The organism is Pseudomonas sp. MWU347, assembly GCF_017947305.1.
Taxonomy (GTDB): domain Bacteria; phylum Pseudomonadota; class Gammaproteobacteria; order Pseudomonadales; family Pseudomonadaceae; genus Aquipseudomonas; species Aquipseudomonas putida_A.
The window spans coordinates 38,256-56,854 of record NZ_JAFGZB010000007.1; the positions used below are offsets into that span (position 1 = coordinate 38,256).

Annotated in this window: 20 protein-coding genes; 7 read left to right on the forward strand and 13 right to left on the reverse strand. The window is 60.8% G+C overall.

Annotated elements, in window-relative coordinates; translation table 11 throughout:
- Window positions 1-2: 2 nt before the first annotated feature.
- On the reverse strand, window positions 3-1,727 hold the full coding sequence (locus KCG87_RS16085; protein WP_098965585.1) for a tetratricopeptide repeat protein: 1,725 nt from the start codon (window positions 1,725-1,727) through the stop codon (window positions 3-5).
- Window positions 1,728-1,909: 182 nt separating this feature from the next.
- Between KCG87_RS16085 and hemA the strand changes: the two genes are divergently transcribed.
- The 6 genes from hemA (at window position 1,910) to KCG87_RS16115 (ending at window position 7,270) form a co-directional block, all read left to right on the forward strand.
- The gene (gene hemA / locus KCG87_RS16090) at window positions 1,910-3,196 is read left to right on the forward strand and encodes a glutamyl-tRNA reductase (RefSeq protein ID WP_064589169.1); all 1,287 of its coding nucleotides are present in this window, start codon (window positions 1,910-1,912) and stop codon (window positions 3,194-3,196) included.
- On the forward strand, window positions 3,193-4,275 hold the full coding sequence (prfA, locus tag KCG87_RS16095) for a peptide chain release factor 1 (protein ID WP_210558560.1): 1,083 nt from the start codon (window positions 3,193-3,195) through the stop codon (window positions 4,273-4,275). The genes hemA and prfA overlap by 4 nt, the downstream gene beginning before the upstream one ends.
- Window positions 4,276-5,106 (forward strand): peptide chain release factor N(5)-glutamine methyltransferase, encoded by an 831-nt coding sequence (gene prmC, locus KCG87_RS16100; protein ID WP_098965581.1) that lies wholly within the window; start codon window positions 4,276-4,278, stop codon window positions 5,104-5,106.
- Window positions 5,100-5,855 (forward strand): molybdopterin-synthase adenylyltransferase MoeB, encoded by a 756-nt coding sequence (locus KCG87_RS16105; protein WP_098965579.1) that lies wholly within the window; start codon window positions 5,100-5,102, stop codon window positions 5,853-5,855. The genes prmC and KCG87_RS16105 overlap by 7 nt, the downstream gene beginning before the upstream one ends.
- Window positions 5,848-6,639, forward strand: coding sequence for a glutamate racemase (gene murI / locus KCG87_RS16110; RefSeq protein ID WP_115988911.1), 792 nt, complete (start codon window positions 5,848-5,850; stop codon window positions 6,637-6,639). The genes KCG87_RS16105 and murI overlap by 8 nt, the downstream gene beginning before the upstream one ends.
- 112 nt (window positions 6,640-6,751) lie before the next feature.
- Window positions 6,752-7,270, forward strand: coding sequence for an acyloxyacyl hydrolase (locus tag KCG87_RS16115; RefSeq protein WP_027612230.1), 519 nt, complete (start codon window positions 6,752-6,754; stop codon window positions 7,268-7,270).
- 133 nt (window positions 7,271-7,403) lie between these two features.
- Here the strand turns inward: KCG87_RS16115 and KCG87_RS16120 are convergent, their stop codons facing one another.
- The 12 genes from KCG87_RS16120 to KCG87_RS16175 all read right to left on the reverse strand — a co-directional run bounded on the left by KCG87_RS16120 (window position 7,404) and on the right by KCG87_RS16175 (window position 17,496).
- Window positions 7,404-7,709 (reverse strand): YkgJ family cysteine cluster protein, encoded by a 306-nt coding sequence (locus KCG87_RS16120; RefSeq protein ID WP_007967664.1) that lies wholly within the window; start codon window positions 7,707-7,709, stop codon window positions 7,404-7,406.
- 53 nt (window positions 7,710-7,762) lie between these two features.
- Entirely contained in the window at window positions 7,763-8,254 is a 492-nt protein-coding gene (locus tag KCG87_RS16125; protein WP_210558559.1) for a DUF2878 domain-containing protein, read from the reverse strand.
- On the reverse strand, window positions 8,247-9,512 hold the full coding sequence (locus tag KCG87_RS16130; protein WP_134787320.1) for a cyclopropane-fatty-acyl-phospholipid synthase family protein: 1,266 nt from the start codon (window positions 9,510-9,512) through the stop codon (window positions 8,247-8,249). The genes KCG87_RS16125 and KCG87_RS16130 overlap by 8 nt, the downstream gene beginning before the upstream one ends.
- Window positions 9,499-10,314 carry a DUF1365 domain-containing protein gene (locus tag KCG87_RS16135; protein ID WP_210558558.1) on the reverse strand — a complete coding sequence of 272 codons (816 nt, stop codon included), beginning with the start codon at window positions 10,312-10,314 and terminating at the stop codon, window positions 9,499-9,501. Before KCG87_RS16135 ends, KCG87_RS16130 begins: the two co-directional genes overlap by 14 nt.
- Entirely contained in the window at window positions 10,311-11,558 is a 1,248-nt protein-coding gene (locus KCG87_RS16140; RefSeq protein ID WP_134787318.1) for an FAD-dependent oxidoreductase, read from the reverse strand. The genes KCG87_RS16135 and KCG87_RS16140 overlap by 4 nt, the downstream gene beginning before the upstream one ends.
- Window positions 11,555-12,337, reverse strand: coding sequence for an SDR family NAD(P)-dependent oxidoreductase (locus tag KCG87_RS16145; RefSeq protein ID WP_095136816.1), 783 nt, complete (start codon window positions 12,335-12,337; stop codon window positions 11,555-11,557). The genes KCG87_RS16140 and KCG87_RS16145 overlap by 4 nt, the downstream gene beginning before the upstream one ends.
- Window positions 12,334-12,756, reverse strand: a complete 423-nt coding sequence (locus tag KCG87_RS16150) for a nuclear transport factor 2 family protein (protein WP_027612224.1) — start codon at window positions 12,754-12,756, stop codon at window positions 12,334-12,336. The genes KCG87_RS16145 and KCG87_RS16150 overlap by 4 nt, the downstream gene beginning before the upstream one ends.
- Complete coding sequence (gene phrB, locus KCG87_RS16155; protein WP_210558557.1) at window positions 12,749-14,194, reverse strand: deoxyribodipyrimidine photo-lyase; 1,446 nt, start codon at window positions 14,192-14,194, stop codon at window positions 12,749-12,751. The genes KCG87_RS16150 and phrB overlap by 8 nt, the downstream gene beginning before the upstream one ends.
- An 11-nt stretch (window positions 14,195-14,205) precedes the next feature.
- Entirely contained in the window at window positions 14,206-15,147 is a 942-nt protein-coding gene (locus tag KCG87_RS16160; protein WP_096797277.1) for a MerR family transcriptional regulator, read from the reverse strand.
- Window positions 15,147-16,109: a DUF523 and DUF1722 domain-containing protein gene (locus KCG87_RS16165; protein ID WP_027612221.1), complete on the reverse strand. Its 963-nt coding sequence runs from the start codon at window positions 16,107-16,109 to the stop codon at window positions 15,147-15,149. Before KCG87_RS16165 ends, KCG87_RS16160 begins: the two co-directional genes overlap by 1 nt.
- 188 nt (window positions 16,110-16,297) lie before the next feature.
- Window positions 16,298-16,513 (reverse strand): TIGR02450 family Trp-rich protein, encoded by a 216-nt coding sequence (locus KCG87_RS16170; protein WP_027612220.1) that lies wholly within the window; start codon window positions 16,511-16,513, stop codon window positions 16,298-16,300.
- On the reverse strand, window positions 16,510-17,496 hold the full coding sequence (locus KCG87_RS16175; RefSeq protein ID WP_210558556.1) for an FAD-dependent oxidoreductase: 987 nt from the start codon (window positions 17,494-17,496) through the stop codon (window positions 16,510-16,512). The genes KCG87_RS16170 and KCG87_RS16175 overlap by 4 nt, the downstream gene beginning before the upstream one ends.
- Before the next feature lie 197 nt (window positions 17,497-17,693).
- On the opposite strand from KCG87_RS16175, the gene KCG87_RS16180 reads away from it, so the two are divergent.
- Entirely contained in the window at window positions 17,694-18,596 is a 903-nt protein-coding gene (locus tag KCG87_RS16180) for a TIGR01777 family oxidoreductase (RefSeq protein ID WP_115988916.1), read from the forward strand.
- Window positions 18,597-18,599 lie beyond the last annotated feature (3 nt).

Consider the following 18,599-nt stretch of genomic DNA (forward strand, 5'->3'; position numbering starts at 1 on the left):
AGTTAAAGAGTCTCGGATCCGGTCAGGCGCTTGATGGTGCTGCGCAGGATGGTGCTGTCGGGCTGATCTTTGAGGTACTTGCCCCAGACTTGCTTGGCCTCGCGCTGATTGCCCTTGACCCACAGAACTTCGCCCAGGTGCGCGGCGACTTCGTGGTCCGGGAAACGCTCGAGCGCCTGACGCAGATATTTTTCGGCGTCGTCCAGATTGCCCATGCGGAAATTCACCCAGCCGAGGCTGTCGAGTACCGCCGGGTCTTCCGGATTGATCTGGTGCGCCTGTTCGATCAGGGCCTTGGCTTCAGCGTAGCGGGTGGTGCGATCGGACAGGGTATAGCCCAGCGCATTGAGCGCCATGGCGTTGTCCGGGTCGCGCTTGATGATCAGGCGCAGGTCTTTTTCCATCTGTGCCAGATCATTGCGTTTTTCCGCGAGCATGGCCCGGGTGTAGAGCAGATTCAGATCGTCCGGGTATTGCTGCAAGGCTTTATCCAGCGTTTTCCAGGCCTTGTCGTCCTGTTTGTTGGCCGACAGGGTTTCGGATTCGATCAGATACAGCTGGATCGCGTAATCCGGTTGGGCATCGCGCTCGGCCGCCAGTTTGCTCTGGGCTTCAGCGGTCTTGCCGTTGTTCATCAGAATGTCTGCCTGACGCAGTTGCGCCGGCAGATAGTCATTGCCAGGGCCGACCTGCGCGTATTCGATCAGCGCGCCCTGCGGGTCGTTGCGTTCTTCAGCGATGCGCCCCAGGTTGAGGTGCGCCGAGTCAACGTGGCTTTCCCGGGCGATCAGGTCTTCCAAGTAACCCTTGGCCTCGTCCCAGGCCTTGGCTTCCAGGCACACCAGTGCCAGCGAATAACGCAGTTCGTCGTCTTCCGGGTATTGCTGAACGAGGGTGGAGAACTCGACCTTGGCGTCATCCATCCGGTCCTGTTCAACCAGCGTGCGCGCATAAGTCAGGCGCAGGCGTTTGTCGTCCGGGTATTTCTTGATGCTTTTGCGCAACAGCGGCAGGGCTTCGTCGCCACGATTCATGGTTTGCAGCAGACGCGCGCGCAGCAGGATCGGCGCAATCTCGCCTTCTTCCGGCGGGTTGTCTTCGAGCAGTGTCAGGGCGGCTTTATTGTCGCCGTCCTGTTGCAGCAGCAGGGCCTTGCCGAAAATCAGCTGGCTGTTCTTCGGGTGGCGCTGCAGCAGACGGTCGAAACTTTTCATCAGGCCGTTGCGGGTTTCCTGATCGGTATCGGCGGCCGATAGCGCGAGGAAGTCGAAATGTGTGTCGCCCTTGCCCTGCAGGACTTTCTCCATATAGACCATGGAGTCGTCGTAACGCCCGGCGCGAGCCAGTTGCACGGCGGCGGCGCGTTGCGCTTCAAGGTCGTCCGGGGCGTTTTTTGCCCAGATCAGTGCGGTGTCCAGCGCAGGCTGGTCGGCACCGAGATATTCGGCGATGCGGAACGCGCGCTCGGAAACCCCCGGGTCCTGAGTATTGATCGCCTGGGTCACGTAGTTGTCCAGGGCAATGTCGAACCGATTGCGCTGGCCGGCGAGTTCGGCGCTCAGCAGGCTGAAAACGGTTTCCTCGCTGAACGAGCTGTAAACCTTGGGTTTTTCAGGCGGGGACGCGGTGTCTTCGACCGGCGGGGTACCGTCCGGCGAAACGGGTGCCATGGCCTGGCAGCCGCTGAGGAAGACAAAAGCAAGGAGCAACGCGGAAGATCTATTCATATAGGAAGAGGACGACTAACCTGCGGTCGGATCATCATGACACAAGCCTTCGGCCAAACATAACCGAGTCTCGAATGTGGCCTTTATAGTGGCCGACAATTGGGACAATAGTCAGCGGTAGTTGTTCTGAATCTGACGAAGTAGGACAATTGCCGGCTTCACGTCACCATCAGCGACCTTGAATGGCCTTCCTTGCACTCGGTATTAACCACAAGACTGCTTCAGTAGACGTCCGCGAGCGCGTGGCCTTTACCCCTGAGCAGCTGGTGGAGGCCTTGCAGCAGCTCTGCCGACTCACCGACAGCCGCGAAGCTGCGATCCTCTCCACCTGCAATCGCAGTGAGCTGTATATAGAACAGGATCAGGTTTCGGCTGATCTGGTTCTGCGCTGGCTGGCCGATTATCACCATTTAAGCCTCGATGAGCTGCGCGCGAGTGCTTATGTGCATGAAGATGATGCGGCAGTTCGTCACATGATGCGCGTCGCCTCCGGGCTCGACTCGCTGGTGCTGGGCGAACCGCAGATTCTCGGCCAGATGAAATCGGCTTACGCCGTGGCTCGCGAGGCCGGGACCATCGGCCCGCTGCTGGGGCGGCTGTTTCAAGCGACGTTCAATGCCGCCAAGCAAGTGCGTACCGACACCGCCATCGGCGAAAACCCGGTGTCCGTGGCGTTTGCCGCGGTCAGTCTGGCCAAACAGATTTTCAGCGACCTGCAACGCAGTCAGGCCCTGCTGATAGGCGCTGGCGAGACCATCACGCTTGTCGCCCGCCATTTACATGAGCTGGGGGTCAAGCGCATCGTGGTCGCCAACCGCACGCTGGAACGTGCCAGCCTGCTGGCCGAGCAGTTCGGCGCGCACGCGGTGCTGCTGTCGGACATTCCGGCGGAACTGGTGCGCAGCGATATCGTGATCAGTTCGACCGCCAGCCAGTTGCCGATCCTCGGCAAGGGCGCGGTGGAAAGCGCGCTGAAGCAGCGCAAGCACAAACCGATCTTCATGGTCGACATCGCCGTACCCCGCGACATCGAACCGGAAGTCGGCGAACTCGACGACGTTTACCTGTACAGCGTCGACGATCTGCACGAAGTGGTCGCCGAGAACCTCAAGAGTCGTCAGGGCGCAGCCCAGGCGGCGGAAGAGATGGTCTCGGTCGGCGCCGACGATTTCATGGTGCGTCTGCGTGAGCTGGCGGCGGTCGATGTGCTCAAGGCTTATCGGCAACAAAGCGAACGCCTGCGCGACGAGGAGCTGCAAAAAGCCCTGCGTCTGCTGGCCAACGGCGGCAACGCCGAAGAGGTGCTCGGGCAACTGGCCCGTGGCCTGACCAATAAACTGCTGCATGCGCCCAGCGTGCAATTGAAAAAGCTTTCTGCCGAAGGCCGCCTCGATGCGCTGGCCATGGCCCAGGAACTCTTTGCCCTCGAGGGCTCACCGGATAGTTTTTCGGATAAAAAACCGCAATGAAAGCGTCACTGCTCAACAAGCTGGACACCCTCCAGGACCGTTTCGAGGAACTGACCGCGCTGCTCGGCGACGGCGAAGTCATTGCCGATCAGGCCAGATTCCGCGCCTATTCCAAGGAATACGCCGAACTCGAGCCGGTGGTACAAGGCTACAAAAAGCTGCTCGGCGTACAAAGTGATCTTGAAGGCGCCCAGGCGCTGCTCAAGGACAGCGACCCGGACATGCGTGAAATGGCCGTGGAAGAAGTCCGCGAAGCCAAGGAATTGCTGATCAGGCTGGAAGATGATCTGCAGCGCATGTTGCTGCCCAAGGATCCCAATGACGGGCGTAACGTCTTTCTCGAAATTCGCGCCGGTACCGGTGGCGACGAGGCGGCGATCTTCTCCGGCGATCTGTTTCGCATGTACTCGCGTTACGCCGAACGACGTGGCTGGCGCGTGGAGATCCTTTCGGAAAACGAAGGCGAGCACGGTGGCTATAAAGAAGTCATCGCCCGCATTGAAGGCGACAACGTTTACGGCAAGCTGAAGTTCGAATCCGGCGCGCACCGCGTACAGCGTGTACCCGCTACCGAATCCCAGGGCCGTATCCACACCTCGGCCTGCACCGTGGCGGTGATGCCCGAACCGGACGAGCGCGAAGCCATCGAGATCAACCCGGCGGATCTGCGTGTCGACACTTACCGCTCCTCCGGGGCCGGTGGTCAGCACGTCAACACCACCGACTCGGCGATCCGCATCACGCACATACCGACCGGCACCGTCGTCGAGTGTCAGGAAGAACGTTCCCAGCACAAGAACCGTGCCCGGGCGATGGCCTGGCTGTCGGCCAAACTCAACGATCAGCAAACCGCAGCGGCGGCGAATGCGATTGCCAGCGAGCGTAAGTTGCTGGTGGGTTCCGGTGATCGTTCCGAGCGCATTCGCACGTACAACTTTGCCCAGGGCCGGGTCACTGACCATCGCGTCAACCTGACCCTGTACTCCCTTGATGAAATCCTCGCCGGTGGCGTTGAAGCGGTGATCGAGCCTTTGCTGGCCGAATACCAGGCCGACCAACTTGCAGCGATAGGTGAATAAATGACCATCATCGCCAGTCTGTTGCGCGCTGCCGAATTGCCGGACTCGCCCACCGCGCGCCTGGATGCCGAATTGCTCCTGGCAGCGGCACTGGGCAAATCGCGAAGCTTCCTGCACACCTGGCCCGAGCGCATCGTACCCAGCGAAGCGGTGCTGATTTTTACCGAGTACCTGCAACGGCGTCGAAGTGGCGAGCCGGTGGCCTACATCCTTGGTCAGCAGGGGTTCTGGAAGCTCGATCTGGAAGTCGCGCCGCACACGTTGATCCCGCGCCCGGACACCGAGTTGCTGGTCGAGGCCGCACTGGAACTGCTGGCGGCAACGCCGGCGAAAGTCCTCGATCTGGGCACCGGTAGCGGCGCGATTGCCCTGGCCCTGGCCAGCGAACGCCCGGCGTGGAACGTCACGGCGGTGGATCGCGTGCTGGAAGCCGTGGCCCTTGCCGAACGCAACCGTCAGCGCTTGAACCTGAACAACGCCACGGTGCTGAGCAGTCACTGGTTCAGCGCCCTCGAAGGCCAACGTTTCAACCTGATCATCAGCAATCCGCCGTACATTGCGGCTGCCGATCCGCATCTGGTCGAGGGCGACGTGCGCTTCGAACCGGCCAGTGCGCTGGTGGCCGGTGTCGACGGGCTCGACGATCTGCGCCTGATTGTCGCGCAGGCTCCGGATCATCTGGAAGCCGGCGGCTGGCTGATGCTCGAACACGGCTATGATCAAGCCGAAGCCGTGCGTGATCTGTTGCTCACTCGCGGTTTTGAACAAGTCCACAGCCGCACCGATCTGGGCGGCCATCAACGGATCAGCCTGGGGCGTCTGCCGTGCTGAATGATCAGGAATTGCTGCGCTACAGCCGGCAGATTCTGCTGCAACACATCGACATCGACGGGCAACTGAAGCTGAAAAACAGCCGCGTGCTGATCGTCGGCCTCGGCGGTCTCGGCGCCCCGGTCGCGCTGTATCTCGCGGCGGCCGGTGTCGGTGAATTGCATCTGGCGGATTTCGACACGGTCGACCTGACCAACCTGCAGCGCCAGATCATTCATGACACCGACAGCGTCGGCATGAGCAAGGTCGACTCGGCGCTCAAGCGCCTGAGCGCGATCAATCCCGAGATTAAACTGGTGCCTCATCGTCAGGCGCTGGACGAGGATTCCCTGGCCGCCGCCGTGTCGGCGGTGGATCTGGTGCTCGACTGCTCCGATAACTTCTCCACCCGCGAGGCGGTCAACGCCGCGTGTGTGGCAGCGCGCAAACCGCTGGTCAGCGGCGCGGCGATTCGTCTGGAAGGGCAGTTGTCGGTGTTCGACCCGCGCCGCCCGGAAAGTCCGTGCTACCACTGTCTGTACGGGCATGGCAGCGAAGCCGAACTGACGTGCAGCGAGGCCGGTGTGGTCGGGCCCCTGGTGGGGCTGGTCGGCAGCCTGCAGGCGCTTGAAGCGTTGAAAGTGCTGGTCGGTTTTGGCGAACCGTTGGTGGGTCGTTTGCTGTTGATCGATGCCTTGGGTTCGCGCTTCCGTGAATTGCGGGTCAAGCGTGATCCGGGTTGCAGCGTCTGTGGTTCGCAGCATGCGTGAGGCGCCGATCGCGGTGTTCGATTCCGGTGTCGGCGGCTTGTCGGTACTGGCTGAAATCCAGCGTTTGCTGCCCCATGAATCACTGCTGTATTTCGCCGATTGCGGGCATATTCCCTACGGCGAGAAAACCCCGGAGTTCATCCGCCAGCGCTGCAATGTGATGGCCGGTTTTTTCCGGGAGCAGGGCGCCAAGGCCCTGGTGATCGCCTGCAACACGGCGACGGTGGCCGCGGTTGCCGATCTGCGCCGGGATTTCCCCGAGTGGCCGATCGTTGGCATGGAGCCAGCGGTCAAACCCGCAGCTGCCGCCACCCGCAGCGGTGTGGTTGGCGTGCTCGCCACCACCGGCACGTTGCAGAGTGCCAAGTTCGCCGCGTTGCTTGACCGCTTCGCTGCTGACGTTCGCGTCATCACCCAGCCGTGCCCCGGCCTGGTGGAACTGATTGAAAGCGGTGATCTGCACAGCGCCGAGTTGCGCACGTTGCTGCAGCACTACGTCGACCCGCTGCTGGCCAACGGTTGCGACACGATCATTCTCGGTTGCACTCACTATCCGTTTCTCAAGCCGATGCTCAAGACGATGATTCCCGACAGCATCAGCCTGATTGACACTGGCGCAGCCGTAGCGCGGCAACTGCAACGGTTGCTGGCCGAACGTGATCTGCTCGCCGAAGGGCCGAACCGCCCGGTCAGATTCTGGACCAGTGCCGACCCCGCGTTCTTCCGCAAGACCCTGCCCCTGCTGGGTCAGGTTGCCGGCGACGTCGAAAAATTCAGCTTGTAAAAAAAATGTGAAATAACTAAAAAAACAGCTGAACTTCTAATCAGGCGCTAGCTTCTATAGCGATGAGTTATCTAGAAAACCAAACGATCGTTCCGGAAAAGGAAGTTTCAAAGTGAAGCGACTATTCTGCTTGGCCGCGATTGCGGCCGCACTGATGGGGCAAAGTATTACCGCGCAAGCTGCAGGTGTTGAATTTGCAGTGGGTGCGACCAGCGATTCGACCATGACTTATCGCCTGGGCATGAATTTCGATTGGGACAAGAGCTGGCTGCAAAGTGATGTCGGTCGCCTGACCGGTTACTGGAGCGGCGCTTACACTTACTGGGAAGGTGACAAGACTTCCAGCAACAACAGCCTGTCGTTCTCGCCGGTGTTCGTTTACGAGTTTGCCGGTCAGTCGGTCAAGCCGTATGTTGAAGCGGGCATTGGTGTCGCAGCGTTCTCCAACACCAAATATGAAAGCAACAACATCGGCGGCTCTTTCCAGTTCGAAGACCGTATCGGTTTTGGTCTGCGCTTCAATGGCGGGCATGAAGTGGGGATTCGGGCGACGCACTATTCCAACGCCGGCCTGGCCAGCAGCAACGACGGTGTAGAAAGCTACGCGCTGCATTACACGATGCCGCTGTAACTGCAGCTTGCACAAATCTTTGTGGGAGCGGGCTTGCTCGCGAATGCGGTGTGTCAGTCGACAACAGAATTGACTGACACACCGCATTCGCGAGCAAGCCCGCTCCCACATTGGTTTTGAGCTGCTGTTGAAATCAGCGGTAAGCAGTGGCAATGCCTTTGCGTTCTTCAATGCACTCCGGTGCACCCATCTCGAATTCGCGACAGATCAGCGGACGTTTCTCATAGATCGTGCACATCATGCTGTCGCGATCCAGCGCCGCACACCAGCCGTCGTCCAGCCGCAGCATCACTTCACCACCCCACTCATCGGTATCGATAAAGCGTTCAGGTACGCCGGTGTCGGTGATCAGCATCACTTCGAGCTGGCAACAGCACGCTGCGCAGGTCGAACAGGTGACCGCTGGCTCGGTGATTTGCTGGTGGGGAATGGTTTTCATGCTGCGCAGTGTAAGGCAGCCACCGGTTGCTGTGTGAAAGGCCTGACAGACGCTCAGTGGCTCAGGCGCCGTGCCATGGCATGCAGCAGCGGAAACAGCAGCGTCCACAGCAGGCCGATGCCGATCAGGGTCGGCACTTCACCGTAAGGAAATTGCACGCCGGCCAAACGTCCGCCGCCGTAATAGGACACGGCGCCGCCCACCGCGCCGAGCACGCTGGTCAGCCACCACGGGCGGGCGCTCCATTGCAGACAGTGACGCAACGTGGTCGCGAGCAAGGCCCAGAGCAGCATCAGCCACAGCGGAATCAGTGGCGACAGGTCCTGGAATTCGAACACGCCGGCAGCGCGCAACAGACTGTCTACGGCTGTACCGACAAGCACCACGCTGAGGATCAGGCGACCTTCCTCCGCCCAACTGCTGATCCAACCAAAATGGACCACCAGCACCGCCAGCGCCAGCAGCAGCCACAGACTGTCGCCGCCGATGACACAGGCCAGCCAGCCGACCTGGAACAGCACGGCATTGGTCAGCCGCTCAAGCATCGAAGCGTCCGAGCAACGGCGCCGGCATCGCGGCCGGTTTGGCCAGCAGCAGTTGCGCGGTGCCGATGGTGCGCTCCAGAAACCCGCCCTCGCAGTAGCACAGGTAAAACTCCCACAGTCGCAGGAAGTAATCGTCGTAACCCAACTCGCTCAAACGGCCATGGGCGCGGCGAAAGTTTTCGTGCCACAGGCGCAGGGTGCGGGCGTAGTGCAGGCCGAAATCTTCCATGTGCAGCAGGTTCATATCGGTCTCGCGGCTGACCACTTCGAGCATCTTCTGCACGCAGGGCAGGGCGCCGCCGGGGAAGATGTAGCGCTGGATGAAGTCGACGCCGCGCTTGGCCTGCTCGTAGCGCTGCTCGCGGATGGTGATCGCCTGCAACAGCATCAGGCCGTTGCTCTTGAGCAGGTGCGCGCATTGCTTGAAATAGGTGGGCAGGAAGCGGTGACCGACCGCTTCGATCATCTCGATCGACACCAGTTTGTCGTATTCGCCGGTGAGGTCGCGGTAGTCGGTGAGCAGCAGCGTTACCCGATCCTGCAACCCCAGTGCTTCAATGCGCCTGGCGGTAAACGCGTACTGCTCTTTCGACAGCGTCGTGGTGGTGACACGGCAGCCGTATTGCTGCGCGGCGTACAGCGCCATGCTGCCCCAACCGGTGCCGATCTCCAGCAGGTGATCTTCGGGTTTGAGCGCGAGCTTCTGGCAGATCCGTTCCAGCTTGTTCAACTGAGCCTGTTCCAGGCTGTCGTCGGGGCTGAGGAACTGCGCCGCCGAATACATCATGGTCGGGTCGAGAAACTGTTCGAACAGGTCGTTGCCGAGGTCATAGTGCGCCGCGATGTTTTTCTGCGACCCCTTGCGCGTGTTGCGGTTGAGCCAGTGCAGGCCTTGCACCAGCGGCCGGCTGAGGCGGGCCAGACCGCGCTCCATGGCGTCGAGCACGTCGAGGTTGCTGACGAACACGCGCACGACCGCCGTCAGGTCCGGTGAACTCCAGTAACCGTGGATAAACGCTTCGCCGGCACCAATCGATCCGTTGCCGGCGACCATGCCCCACACCGCTGCATCCTGCACATGGATTTCGCCGAGCAGGTGGCTGCCCGGTGTGCCGAACATCAGGCGTTCGCCATCCTCGACCACCAGCAATTGCCCGTGTTTGAGCTGACTGAGTTGCCGCAAAACGCCGCGACGCAGCAGCGAACCGGTCAAACCGTTGGTGCTGAAGCGACTGACCGACAGGCTAGAGGATTTCATGGTGGTGCTCCTTGGGAGGCACAGTGGCGATCTGAAAGCTGCCGTCGGCAGCCTGATGAGCAAAAATCGGAGCACGCTTGAGCAACAGGCGCACGGCTTGCCAGTAAATCGCCAGACAGGTTTTCGCGGTCATCCACGGAAAACGTCGCAAGTAGCGGTGCAGGCTGTGGCGGTCGAGGGGTTCGCGCTGCAGATTGAGCTTGGCGTCGAACAGCTTGTGCTCACCCTGCCAGTCGGCCATGTGCACGCCGAGATTTTGCGCAGCCGGGCTGAAGCTCATGCGGTACTCGAGGTCACGCGGCAAAAACGGCGAGACATGAAAGGCCTTGGCCACGGCGAAGTGCTGGTGAAAGTCTTGCAGGTCGGTCGGTGTGCGGGCCGGCAGCACGTAGTGATAACGCTCGCACCACGGCGTGTTGGTGACTTCGCAGAGAATCGCCGCCAGTTGCCCGTCGGCCTCGTGGCAATAAAAGAAACTCACCGGATTGAACGCCAGACCCCAACTGCGCGGTTGGGTCAGCAGGCAGATCGAACCCTGCGGTTGATGGCCGATGGCGACGCCGACTTGCTGGCGTACCGCATCGATCAGGCGCATGCCGCTGCCGGTAAAGGTTTTCAGGTAGTCGGTTTCGCGAAACGAAAACGGTGCAAAGCGGCTGCGACTGGCAAACGGTGACATTTCGAACACGGCGTCCTGTTCCGCCAGATCGAGGTACAACAGACCGATCCGGTAACGGAATTCGTGGCGTCTGGGCGAAAAGCGCCGATGGCCAATCCAGCCGCTGTACAGGGCGCTGTTCATAAGCTTTCCCCGAACGCGGCGGCCACGCGCAACGCGCTGACCACGCCGTCCTCATGAAAGCCGTTGGCCCAGTAGGCGCCGCAATAATGGGTGTGCTGCTGACCGTCGAGTTCGGCCCAGCGGTTTTGCGCCGCTACCGCCGCGAGGCTGAATTGCGGGTGGGCGTAGGTGTATTTGGCGAGCACCTTGAACGGGCTGATCCCGGCGCTCTGATTGAGGCTGACGCAGAACGTAGTGTCGCTCTGAATACCCTGCAGGATGTTCATGTCGTAAGTAACGGCCGCGTGGGTATGGCCGGCGCCGCTCAAGCGATAATTCCAGCTGGCCCACGCCAGTTTGCGGGTCGGCAGCAGACGGGTATCGGTATGCAGCACAACTTCGTTATCGGCATAGGGCAGGGCGCCGAGGATCGAGCGTTCCGCCTGGCTTGGCGTGCCAAGCAATTGCAGAGCCTGGTCGCTGTGGCAGGCAAGCACGACTTTGTCGAAACGCTCGATGCCGGCCGGGCTGTGGATAACCACGCCGTGTTCATCGCGATCGATGCGCGTCACCGGGCAACTGAGGCGGATCTTGTCCTGGAACGCTGCGGTCAGTGGCGCGACATAGGCACTGGAGCCGCCCTCGATCACCTGCCATTGCGGGCGATCACTGACTGACAGCAGGCCATGATTCTTGAAGAAGCGCACAAAGAATTGCAGCGGGAAATTGAGCATCTCGGCCATCGGCATCGACCAGATCGCCGAGCCCATCGGCACGATGTAATGCAGGATGAAACGTTCGCCATAACCGCCAGCCTTGAGGTAATCGTCGAGCGTGGTATCGGCGGCAATGCGCTGTTCGGCGAGGTCGCGCTGGGCTTCTTTATTGAAGCGCAGAATGTCGCGCAACATGCCCCAGAACCCCGGGGACAGCAGGTTGCTGCGCTGGGCGAAGAGGCTGTTGAGGTTGTTGCCGTTGTATTCCAGACCGGTGTCCGGGTCGGTGACCGAGAAGCTCATTTCCGTCGGTTTGAACGACACGCCGATCTGGCCAAGCAATCGAATGAAGTTCGGATAGGTCCAGTCGTTGAACACGATGAACCCAGTGTCCACGGCGTATTCGCGGCCATCGACGGTCACCTGCACGGTATGCGTGTGACCGCCGACCCAGTCGCTGGCCTCGAACACCATGATGTCGTGTCGGCGATTGAGCAGGTGGGCGCAGGTCAGGCCGGCGATTCCGCTGCCGACAATGGCAATCTTCATATCGGGTCCCGCAGCGGTGGGTTGCTGCGCACCATGCGCTTGCCGATCGCCAGTTGCAGGCGCGCCGGCAGCTTCGACAGTGGCCACAGCGCCGCCATGAACAGTGCCGGAAAGGCGATCTCCAGCGGACGATCCTTGAGCTTGGCGAAGATGTGCCGCGCCGCTTTATCCACAGGCCAGCTCAACGGCATCGGGAAGTCGTTCTTGGCGGTCAGCGGGGTTTCGACAAAACCCGGGCTGATGATGGTGACATCGATGCCCTCGACGGCCAGGTCGATCCGCAGCGATTCGAACAGATAGCGCAGCCCTGCTTTCGACGCGCCGTAGGCTTCGGCTCGGGGCAGCGGCAGGTAGGTCACGGAACTGGCCATGCCGATCAGATGCGGCGCGGTGCCTTTGCGCAGCAACGGCAGGGCTGCTTCGATGCAGTAGCTGCTGGCGAGCAGGTTGGTGCGCACCACGTGTTCGATGATCGAGGCATCGAACTGTCGCGCATCGACGTACTCGCAGGTGCCGGCATTGAGAATCACGCTGTCCAGCGAGCCCCAGGCCTGTTCGATCTGCTGGCCGATTTCGCGCACGGTCTGACTGTTGGTCAGGTCGCCGGCCACCACCAGCACTTGCCCCGGGTAGCGTTGCGACAGCACTTTGAGCGGTGCCACCTGACGCGAGCTTACAGCCAGATGCGCGCCGCTTTTCAGAATGTCTTCAGCCAGTGCTGCGCCGATGCCACTGCTGGCACCGGTCAGCCAATAACGCCGTGGAGGTGTACGACTCATCCCATTCTCCTTTTCAACCAGGCGATCACCCGGCCCAATACGGGTAAATGTTCATACAGCATGGCCCCGGCATCGAAATAATCCCGGTGGCGATAAACCTTGTCCCGCCACAGCAGGTGCGAACACCCGGCGACGCGAATTAATTGACCACCGGCCAGACGCGGGTGGCGGTAACTCATGACCCAGCGCAGGTAACCTTCACCGTCAGCGATCTGGTCGAAGCCGTGGAAATCGAAGCGCAGCTCGCTGACGTTGGCGTACAGCTCGCTGAAGTAATGGCGCAGTTGCACCAGCCCCTGCACTTCATGCAGCGGGTCGGTGAAGTGAATGTCATCGCTGTACAGCTCGCCCAGACGTTGCAAGTTGTCTTTGTTCAACTCGGCGAACTGGCGGGCGAAGCGGCGCAGGAATTCACTCATGAACTTCTTCCATAGACGAGCGCGACGGCAGGTTCTTGAACGCCGCCAGCGCGCGTTCGCGCGAAGCCCCGAGATTGACGATCGGCGCCGGATAATCCGCCACGCCGAACAGTCCGCCGGCGCTGGCCGGGTTGTGTACTTCCTTCTTGTTCAGGCCGGCCAGTTCAGGCAGCCAGTGCTTGATGAACAGGCCTTCGCTGTCGAATTTTTCCGATTGACTCAGCGGATTGAAGATGCGGAAGTACGGCGCCGAATCGGTGCCGGTCGAAGAACTCCATTGCCAGCCACCGTTGTTCGCCGCCAGATCGCCGTCGATCAGGTGGCGCATGAAAAAGCGCTCGCCTTCACGCCAGTCGATCAGCAGATTCTTGGTCAGGAACATCGCCACAATCATCCGCAGACGGTTGTGCATCCAGCCGGTTTCCAGCAGTTGGCGCATGGCCGCATCGATGATCGGCAAACCGGTACGCGCCTCTTGCCAGGCCGCCAAATCGTCCGGCGCATCACGCCAGGCCAAGGCTTCGGTTTCCGGGCGAAATGCGCGGTGGCGCGAAACCCGTGGGTAGCCCACCAGAATGTGTTTGTAGAACTCGCGCCACAGCAGCTCGTTGATCCAGGTCACCGCGCCGACCTTGCCGCTGTCGAACTCGCCCTGATTGCTTTGCAAGGCCGCATGCAGGCATTGGCGCGGCGAAATCACCCCGGCGGCGAGGTACGCGGAAAGTTGACTGGTGCCGGGTTTGGCCGGGAAGTCGCGTTCGCTCTGGTAGTAGTCGATCTGCGCGTCGGCGAAGGTGTCGAGACGGCGCCGGGCTTCCTGTTCGCCGGCCGGCCACAGTGTGCGCAAAGACTCGCTCGGCGTTGCAAAACCGGCGACGGATGCCGGCACCGGATCGCTGTCGATGTTCAGCTTTGCCTGTTTGCCGGGCGTCTTGACCAGCACCGGCATCGAGCGGTGCAGGCGTTCATAGCAGACCTTGCGGAACTGGCTGAACACCTGAAAGTAGGTTTCGGTTTTGGTCAGTACCGTGCCGGGCTTGAACAGCAGTTGGTCAAGGTAGCTGTGGAAAGCGATGCCTTTGGTCTTCAGGGCCACCGCCACCGCGGCGTCGCGCTGGCTTTCGTGGATGCCATATTCTTCGTTGACGTGCACAGCTTGAATATTCAATTGCACACAAAGTTCGAGCAGCACCGCCGGGGCCTGATCCCAATGATTGGCGGTGCGCAGCAGCAACGGGATGTTCAGCTCGCCGAGGCGACTGCTCAGCTCACGCAGGTTGCGCAGCCAGAAGTCGACCTTGCACGCGGCGTCGTCATGTTCCAGCCATTGCTGCGGGCTCAACAGATACACGGCAACCGTCGGACCGCGCGCTGCGGCGGCCGCGAGGGCGGTGTTGTCATGTTGGCGCAAGTCGCTGCGCAGCCAGATCAATTGCATGGCGGTTTCCATTAAATCAGCCCACGCTGAACCAGTTCCTGATGTGCCGAGAGCGGGTCTTCGGCCAGGATCAGATCAGCGATCTCAGGGGTTCTTACGGACAACTCGGTCTGGTGGATGCATACCGTTGGTCCGACGAGCATTTTTGCAGTGCCGATGCCATTCAGCAGTTTTGGCAGCTGCGCCAGATTCATCGCCTTGCTGGAATACAGCAGCACTCCCCGCGCTTGCAGATGATCGACCGCGAGCGCCAGTTCTCCGGCCGGTAGCGGCCAGTCGAACACTTGCACCGGGCAGTCGGCACTGCTGATCAGCCACGCGCATAGCCACAGGTGAGGTTCCAGTGCCAGGTCCGAGTGATTGATCAGCAGCAACGGCGCAGCGTGTAATTGCCGATTGTTATGGTAGATGCGCGCGCCGAATTTGCTGCGTAACCAGGAATAAAAGAACACCCGTTCCATCTGTGCGCCGAACTGGCCTTGCCAGCGCTGCTCGAGTTCGGCCAGCAGCGGCAGGAGCAATTGCTCGCACAGGGTGCGTGGCGGGTACAGGGCCATGGCCTGGTTGATGCTGTCGTCGAGGTTGCGCTCATTGAGCTGGATGACGGCGCCGAGCAAGGACTGGCGCTGCCGTTGCCAGTCGTTTTCCACCGTCTCGGTAAAGGCTTGCGGAGCATCGAGCAACGGTTTGACCTGACTGACGGCCACGCCGCGGTTAAGCCAGGTCAGGATGGTCAGGATTCGTTGCACATGTTCGCTGGAATACAGGCGATGGCCCTTGGGCGTGCGCTGCGGCACGATCAACCCGTAACGGCGCTCCCAGGCGCGCAGGGTGATGGCGTTGACCCCGGTCTGCCGCGCCACTTCGCGGATCGGCAGCCAGCCCTCGTCGAGGGCTTTCTTGAAGTCGGCGCCGAGGTCTTCCTGGGCGCTGGTGTCGAGTTTGTCGTTCATCAAATGGCGTTTCGCAGGCTGAGGTTTTCCGGATGCGGCTGCAAGTAAACCTGCCGCGCAATGTACGGATCCGGGTGTTGGCGAAAGTGGTGTTTGAGCAGAGTCAATGGCACCACCAGCGGCACGATGCCGTGGCGGTACTGGCCGATGACATGCTGCATTTCCTGTTTGTCTTCCGGGCTGATCGCCTGTTTCAGGTAGCCGCTGATGTGTTGCAGCACGTTGCTGTGGGTGCGGCGGGTAGCGCATTTCTTCAACGCGCTCATCAACTCGCTGAAATAGCGCGGGCCGAGTTCGACCGGATCGGTCTTGGCCATGTTGCCCAGCAGTTTGCCCAAGGCTTTGTATTGCTCAGGGTTGTGTGCCATCAGCAGGTATTTGTAGCGTGAGTGGAATTCGGTCAGTGCGCGGCGGCTCAAGCCTTGTTCGAGCACCTGCTGCCAGGCGCTGTAGGCGAGCACGCGGGTGATGAAGTTTTCCCGCAACACCGGATCGTTCAGGCGTCCGGCTTCTTCCACCGGCAGGTCAGGGTGCTGCGCACAGAACGCCTGAGCGTAGATGCCACGGCCGCCGCCGTTCACCGGCGCGCCGTTGGCGTGATAGACCTTGACCCGCTCCAGACCGCACGAAGGCGACTGCTGCATGAAGATATAGCCGCAGATGTCATTGAGCTCGCCGGCCATTTTCTGCCCGTAGGCTGCCAGTGGTTCGGTGACATTGATTTGCGGATTGACCGTACCGATAGCTTCAGGAGCATCGGGATCGCCAACCAGGCGGATCGGTTCGCGCGGGATGCCCAGGCCAATCGCGACTTCCGGACATACCGGCACGAATTCGAAATACTCGGCAAGGGTGCGGCTGCACAACCGCGATTCCTTGTGCCCGCCGTTGTAGCGCACTTCGGCGCCCATCAGGCAGGCGCTGATGGCGATTTTGGGCCGGGAAGCAGAAAGATCGGACATGCACACCTCGAATCTATTCCTGTACAGATATTTATCTCTGTACAACTTTTCCTCAGCATAGATTCATGCGTGTACAAGTCAACTCATTTGTATAAGTTTTTCCAGGTTTACCACGATCGACTGTGGGAGGCAGCATTGATGTTGAATGATGCGACGCCATCGCGAGCAGGCTCACTCCTACAGGATCTTTATTGCCAGCCCAGTAACCAGTGATCGTTGTTCTTCAACGTCTGCCAATCGAGGCGTTCGGCGCGCTTGGTCAGCACCGCCTGCAACTCAATCTCCAGCACCGTGCCTTCCTCATCCCGGAACAGTTCGGTGACCAGAAAATGTTTTTCGCGGTTTTGCGGGTGGGCTGCTGTCCACTTCGACAGCAGCAATTTTTGCGGATTGATGCGATTCATTGCAGGTGTTCGTGCAAGCGGCGTGCAGCTTCCTGGCCACTGAGCCAGGCCCCTTCGACACGCCCCGACAGGCACCAGTCGCCGCAGGCGTACAAGCCCAGATCGGCGTCGGCCAGCGTGCCCCATTCGTGGCCGGTCGCAGGGCGTGCGTAGAGCCAGCGGTGGGCGAGGCTGAAAGTCGGAGCGGGCATCGCGCTGTGCAGCAGTTCGGCGAATGCACCGTGCAGTTGCTCGATGACCGCTTCCTTGGACAGGTCGATGTGTTGCCGACTCCAGGCGCTGCTGGCGTGCAGCACCCAGGTGTCGCACATGGTATCGCGCCCCGGTTTACTGCGGTTGCGTGCCAGCCAGTCGATGGGGCTGTCCTGCACGAAGCAACCTTCGATCGGCGTATCCAGTGGCGTATCGAAGGCGAGGGCGACGGCCCAGGTCGGGTCCATTTTTACCCCGGTGGCCGCACCGGCCAGTTTCGGTGCCGCAGCCAGCAACGCCGTGGCTTGCGGCGCTGGCGTCGCAATCACCACGTGACTGAAGGGACCGTGGGTGAAGCCTTCGGCGTCCTGCAGGTGCCAGTGTTCTTCACCGCGAAAGACTTCGGTGATGCGGCAGGCGAAGTGCACTTCCAGACCGTCGAGCAAACCCCGGGTGATCGCGCTCATGCGTGGCGTGCCGACCCAGCGCGTCTGTTCGTCCGGCGACAGATTCAGTTGCCCGCCCTGAAAGGTGTAGAGCTGCGGCGTCCACTCGGCGACCCAGCCCAAGCTCTGCCAGCGTTGCACCTCGGTGACGAAACGCCGGTCGCGGGCGGTGAAGTATTGCGCGCCCATGTCCAGCGAACCGGCGTCGCTGCGTTTGCTCGACATGCGTCCGCCACTGCCGCGGCTTTTGTCGAAGAGCTGGACGGTGTGTCCGGCCTCTGTCAGCGCCTGCGCGGCGGAGAGTCCGGCGATGCCGGTGCCGATGATTGCGATAGGTACAGTCATAGGGGCCTCGTTTACCTTTCTGTACAGACTACGCCGTCAATGAAACCTGTACAATTTTGTTTTTTGGTATAACTTCTAGCGTTCTCGTTCTGACAGCTTGGCCTATGGTTAAACAATAGAGCCTGCCCGATAGAAATGATCCCTGCTTATAAAAATAGACTAGTGATCCGGGTAAAACGCCACGCGAGGAAGAAGTCATGCGCATATTGCTGACCGGCGGTACTGGTTTGATAGGCCGTCAGCTCTGCCGACACTGGTCGGGGCAGGGCCATCAATTGACGGTGTGGAGTCGACGCCCGGAAAAGGTCGCGAAAATCTGTGGCGCGCAGGTGCGTGCAATTGCGCGTCTCGAAGACTTCGGCAACGAGCCGCTGGACGCGGTGGTCAACCTGGCCGGTGCACCGATCGCGGATCGGCCATGGACCCACCGGCGCAAGGCGTTGCTGTGGAGCAGCCGCATCACCCTCACCGAAACCCTGCTGGCCTGGCTGGAAACACGGCAGCAGAAACCGGCGTTGTTGATCTCCGGTTCGGCTGTTGGCTGGTACGGCGACGGCGGCGAACGCGAGCTGACCGAAGATTCGCCGCCAGTGATCGACGATTTTGCCAGTCAGTTGTGCATTGCCTGGGAGGAAACCGCCCAGCGTGCCGAAGGTCAGGGCATCCGCGTGGTGCTGGTGCGAACCGGGCTGGTGCTGTCGGCCGAGGGCGGCTTTTTGTCGCGGCTGTTGCTGCCGTTCAAACTCGGGTTGGGTGGGCCGCTGGGCAATGGTCGGCAGTGGATGCCGTGGATTCACATCGATGATCAAATCGCCCTGATTGATTTTCTTCTGCACCGCGATCAGGCGAGCGGTCCTTATAATGCGTGCGCACCGAAACCGGTGCGCAATCGCGAGTTTGCCAAGACGCTGGGCAGCGTACTGCACCGCCCGGCGTTCATGCCGATGCCGGCCCTGGCGCTGAAGGTCGGGCTTGGCGAAATGTCATTGCTGTTGCTGGGTGGCCAACGGGCCGTGCCGGCACGCTTGCTGGAAGCGGGTTTCACTTTCCAGTTCACGGATTTGCGCGCGGCTTTGGATGATCTCTCCGGCCGCCTTTGAAAT

Excerpts from the sequence above, each read along its gene's own strand:
- KCG87_RS16150 (WP_027612224.1), bottom strand. The coding sequence starts at position 12,756 with ATGAGTGAATTCCTGCGCCGCTTCGCCCGCCAGTTCGCCGAGTTGAAC.
- KCG87_RS16175 (WP_210558556.1), bottom strand. The coding sequence starts at position 17,496 with ATGACTGTACCTATCGCAATCATCGGCACCGGCATCGCCGGACTCTCC.
- KCG87_RS16170 (WP_027612220.1), bottom strand. The coding sequence starts at position 16,513 with ATGAATCGCATCAATCCGCAAAAATTGCTGCTGTCGAAGTGGACAGCA.
- KCG87_RS16180 (WP_115988916.1), top strand. The coding sequence starts at position 17,694 with ATGCGCATATTGCTGACCGGCGGTACTGGTTTGATAGGCCGTCAGCTC.
- prfA (WP_210558560.1), top strand. The coding sequence starts at position 3,193 with ATGAAAGCGTCACTGCTCAACAAGCTGGACACCCTCCAGGACCGTTTC.
- KCG87_RS16125 (WP_210558559.1), bottom strand. The coding sequence starts at position 8,254 with ATGCTTGAGCGGCTGACCAATGCCGTGCTGTTCCAGGTCGGCTGGCTG.
- murI (WP_115988911.1), top strand. The coding sequence starts at position 5,848 with ATGCGTGAGGCGCCGATCGCGGTGTTCGATTCCGGTGTCGGCGGCTTG.
- KCG87_RS16135 (WP_210558558.1), bottom strand. The coding sequence starts at position 10,314 with ATGAACAGCGCCCTGTACAGCGGCTGGATTGGCCATCGGCGCTTTTCG.
- KCG87_RS16165 (WP_027612221.1), bottom strand. The coding sequence starts at position 16,109 with ATGTCCGATCTTTCTGCTTCCCGGCCCAAAATCGCCATCAGCGCCTGC.
- KCG87_RS16085 (WP_098965585.1), bottom strand. The coding sequence starts at position 1,727 with ATGAATAGATCTTCCGCGTTGCTCCTTGCTTTTGTCTTCCTCAGCGGC.
- hemA (WP_064589169.1), top strand. The coding sequence starts at position 1,910 with ATGGCCTTCCTTGCACTCGGTATTAACCACAAGACTGCTTCAGTAGAC.
- KCG87_RS16160 (WP_096797277.1), bottom strand. The coding sequence starts at position 15,147 with ATGAACGACAAACTCGACACCAGCGCCCAGGAAGACCTCGGCGCCGAC.
- KCG87_RS16140 (WP_134787318.1), bottom strand. The coding sequence starts at position 11,558 with ATGAAGATTGCCATTGTCGGCAGCGGAATCGCCGGCCTGACCTGCGCC.
- KCG87_RS16130 (WP_134787320.1), bottom strand. The coding sequence starts at position 9,512 with ATGAAATCCTCTAGCCTGTCGGTCAGTCGCTTCAGCACCAACGGTTTG.
- phrB (WP_210558557.1), bottom strand. The coding sequence starts at position 14,194 with ATGCAATTGATCTGGCTGCGCAGCGACTTGCGCCAACATGACAACACC.
- KCG87_RS16120 (WP_007967664.1), bottom strand. The coding sequence starts at position 7,709 with ATGAAAACCATTCCCCACCAGCAAATCACCGAGCCAGCGGTCACCTGT.
- prmC (WP_098965581.1), top strand. The coding sequence starts at position 4,276 with ATGACCATCATCGCCAGTCTGTTGCGCGCTGCCGAATTGCCGGACTCG.
- KCG87_RS16145 (WP_095136816.1), bottom strand. The coding sequence starts at position 12,337 with ATGAGTCGTACACCTCCACGGCGTTATTGGCTGACCGGTGCCAGCAGT.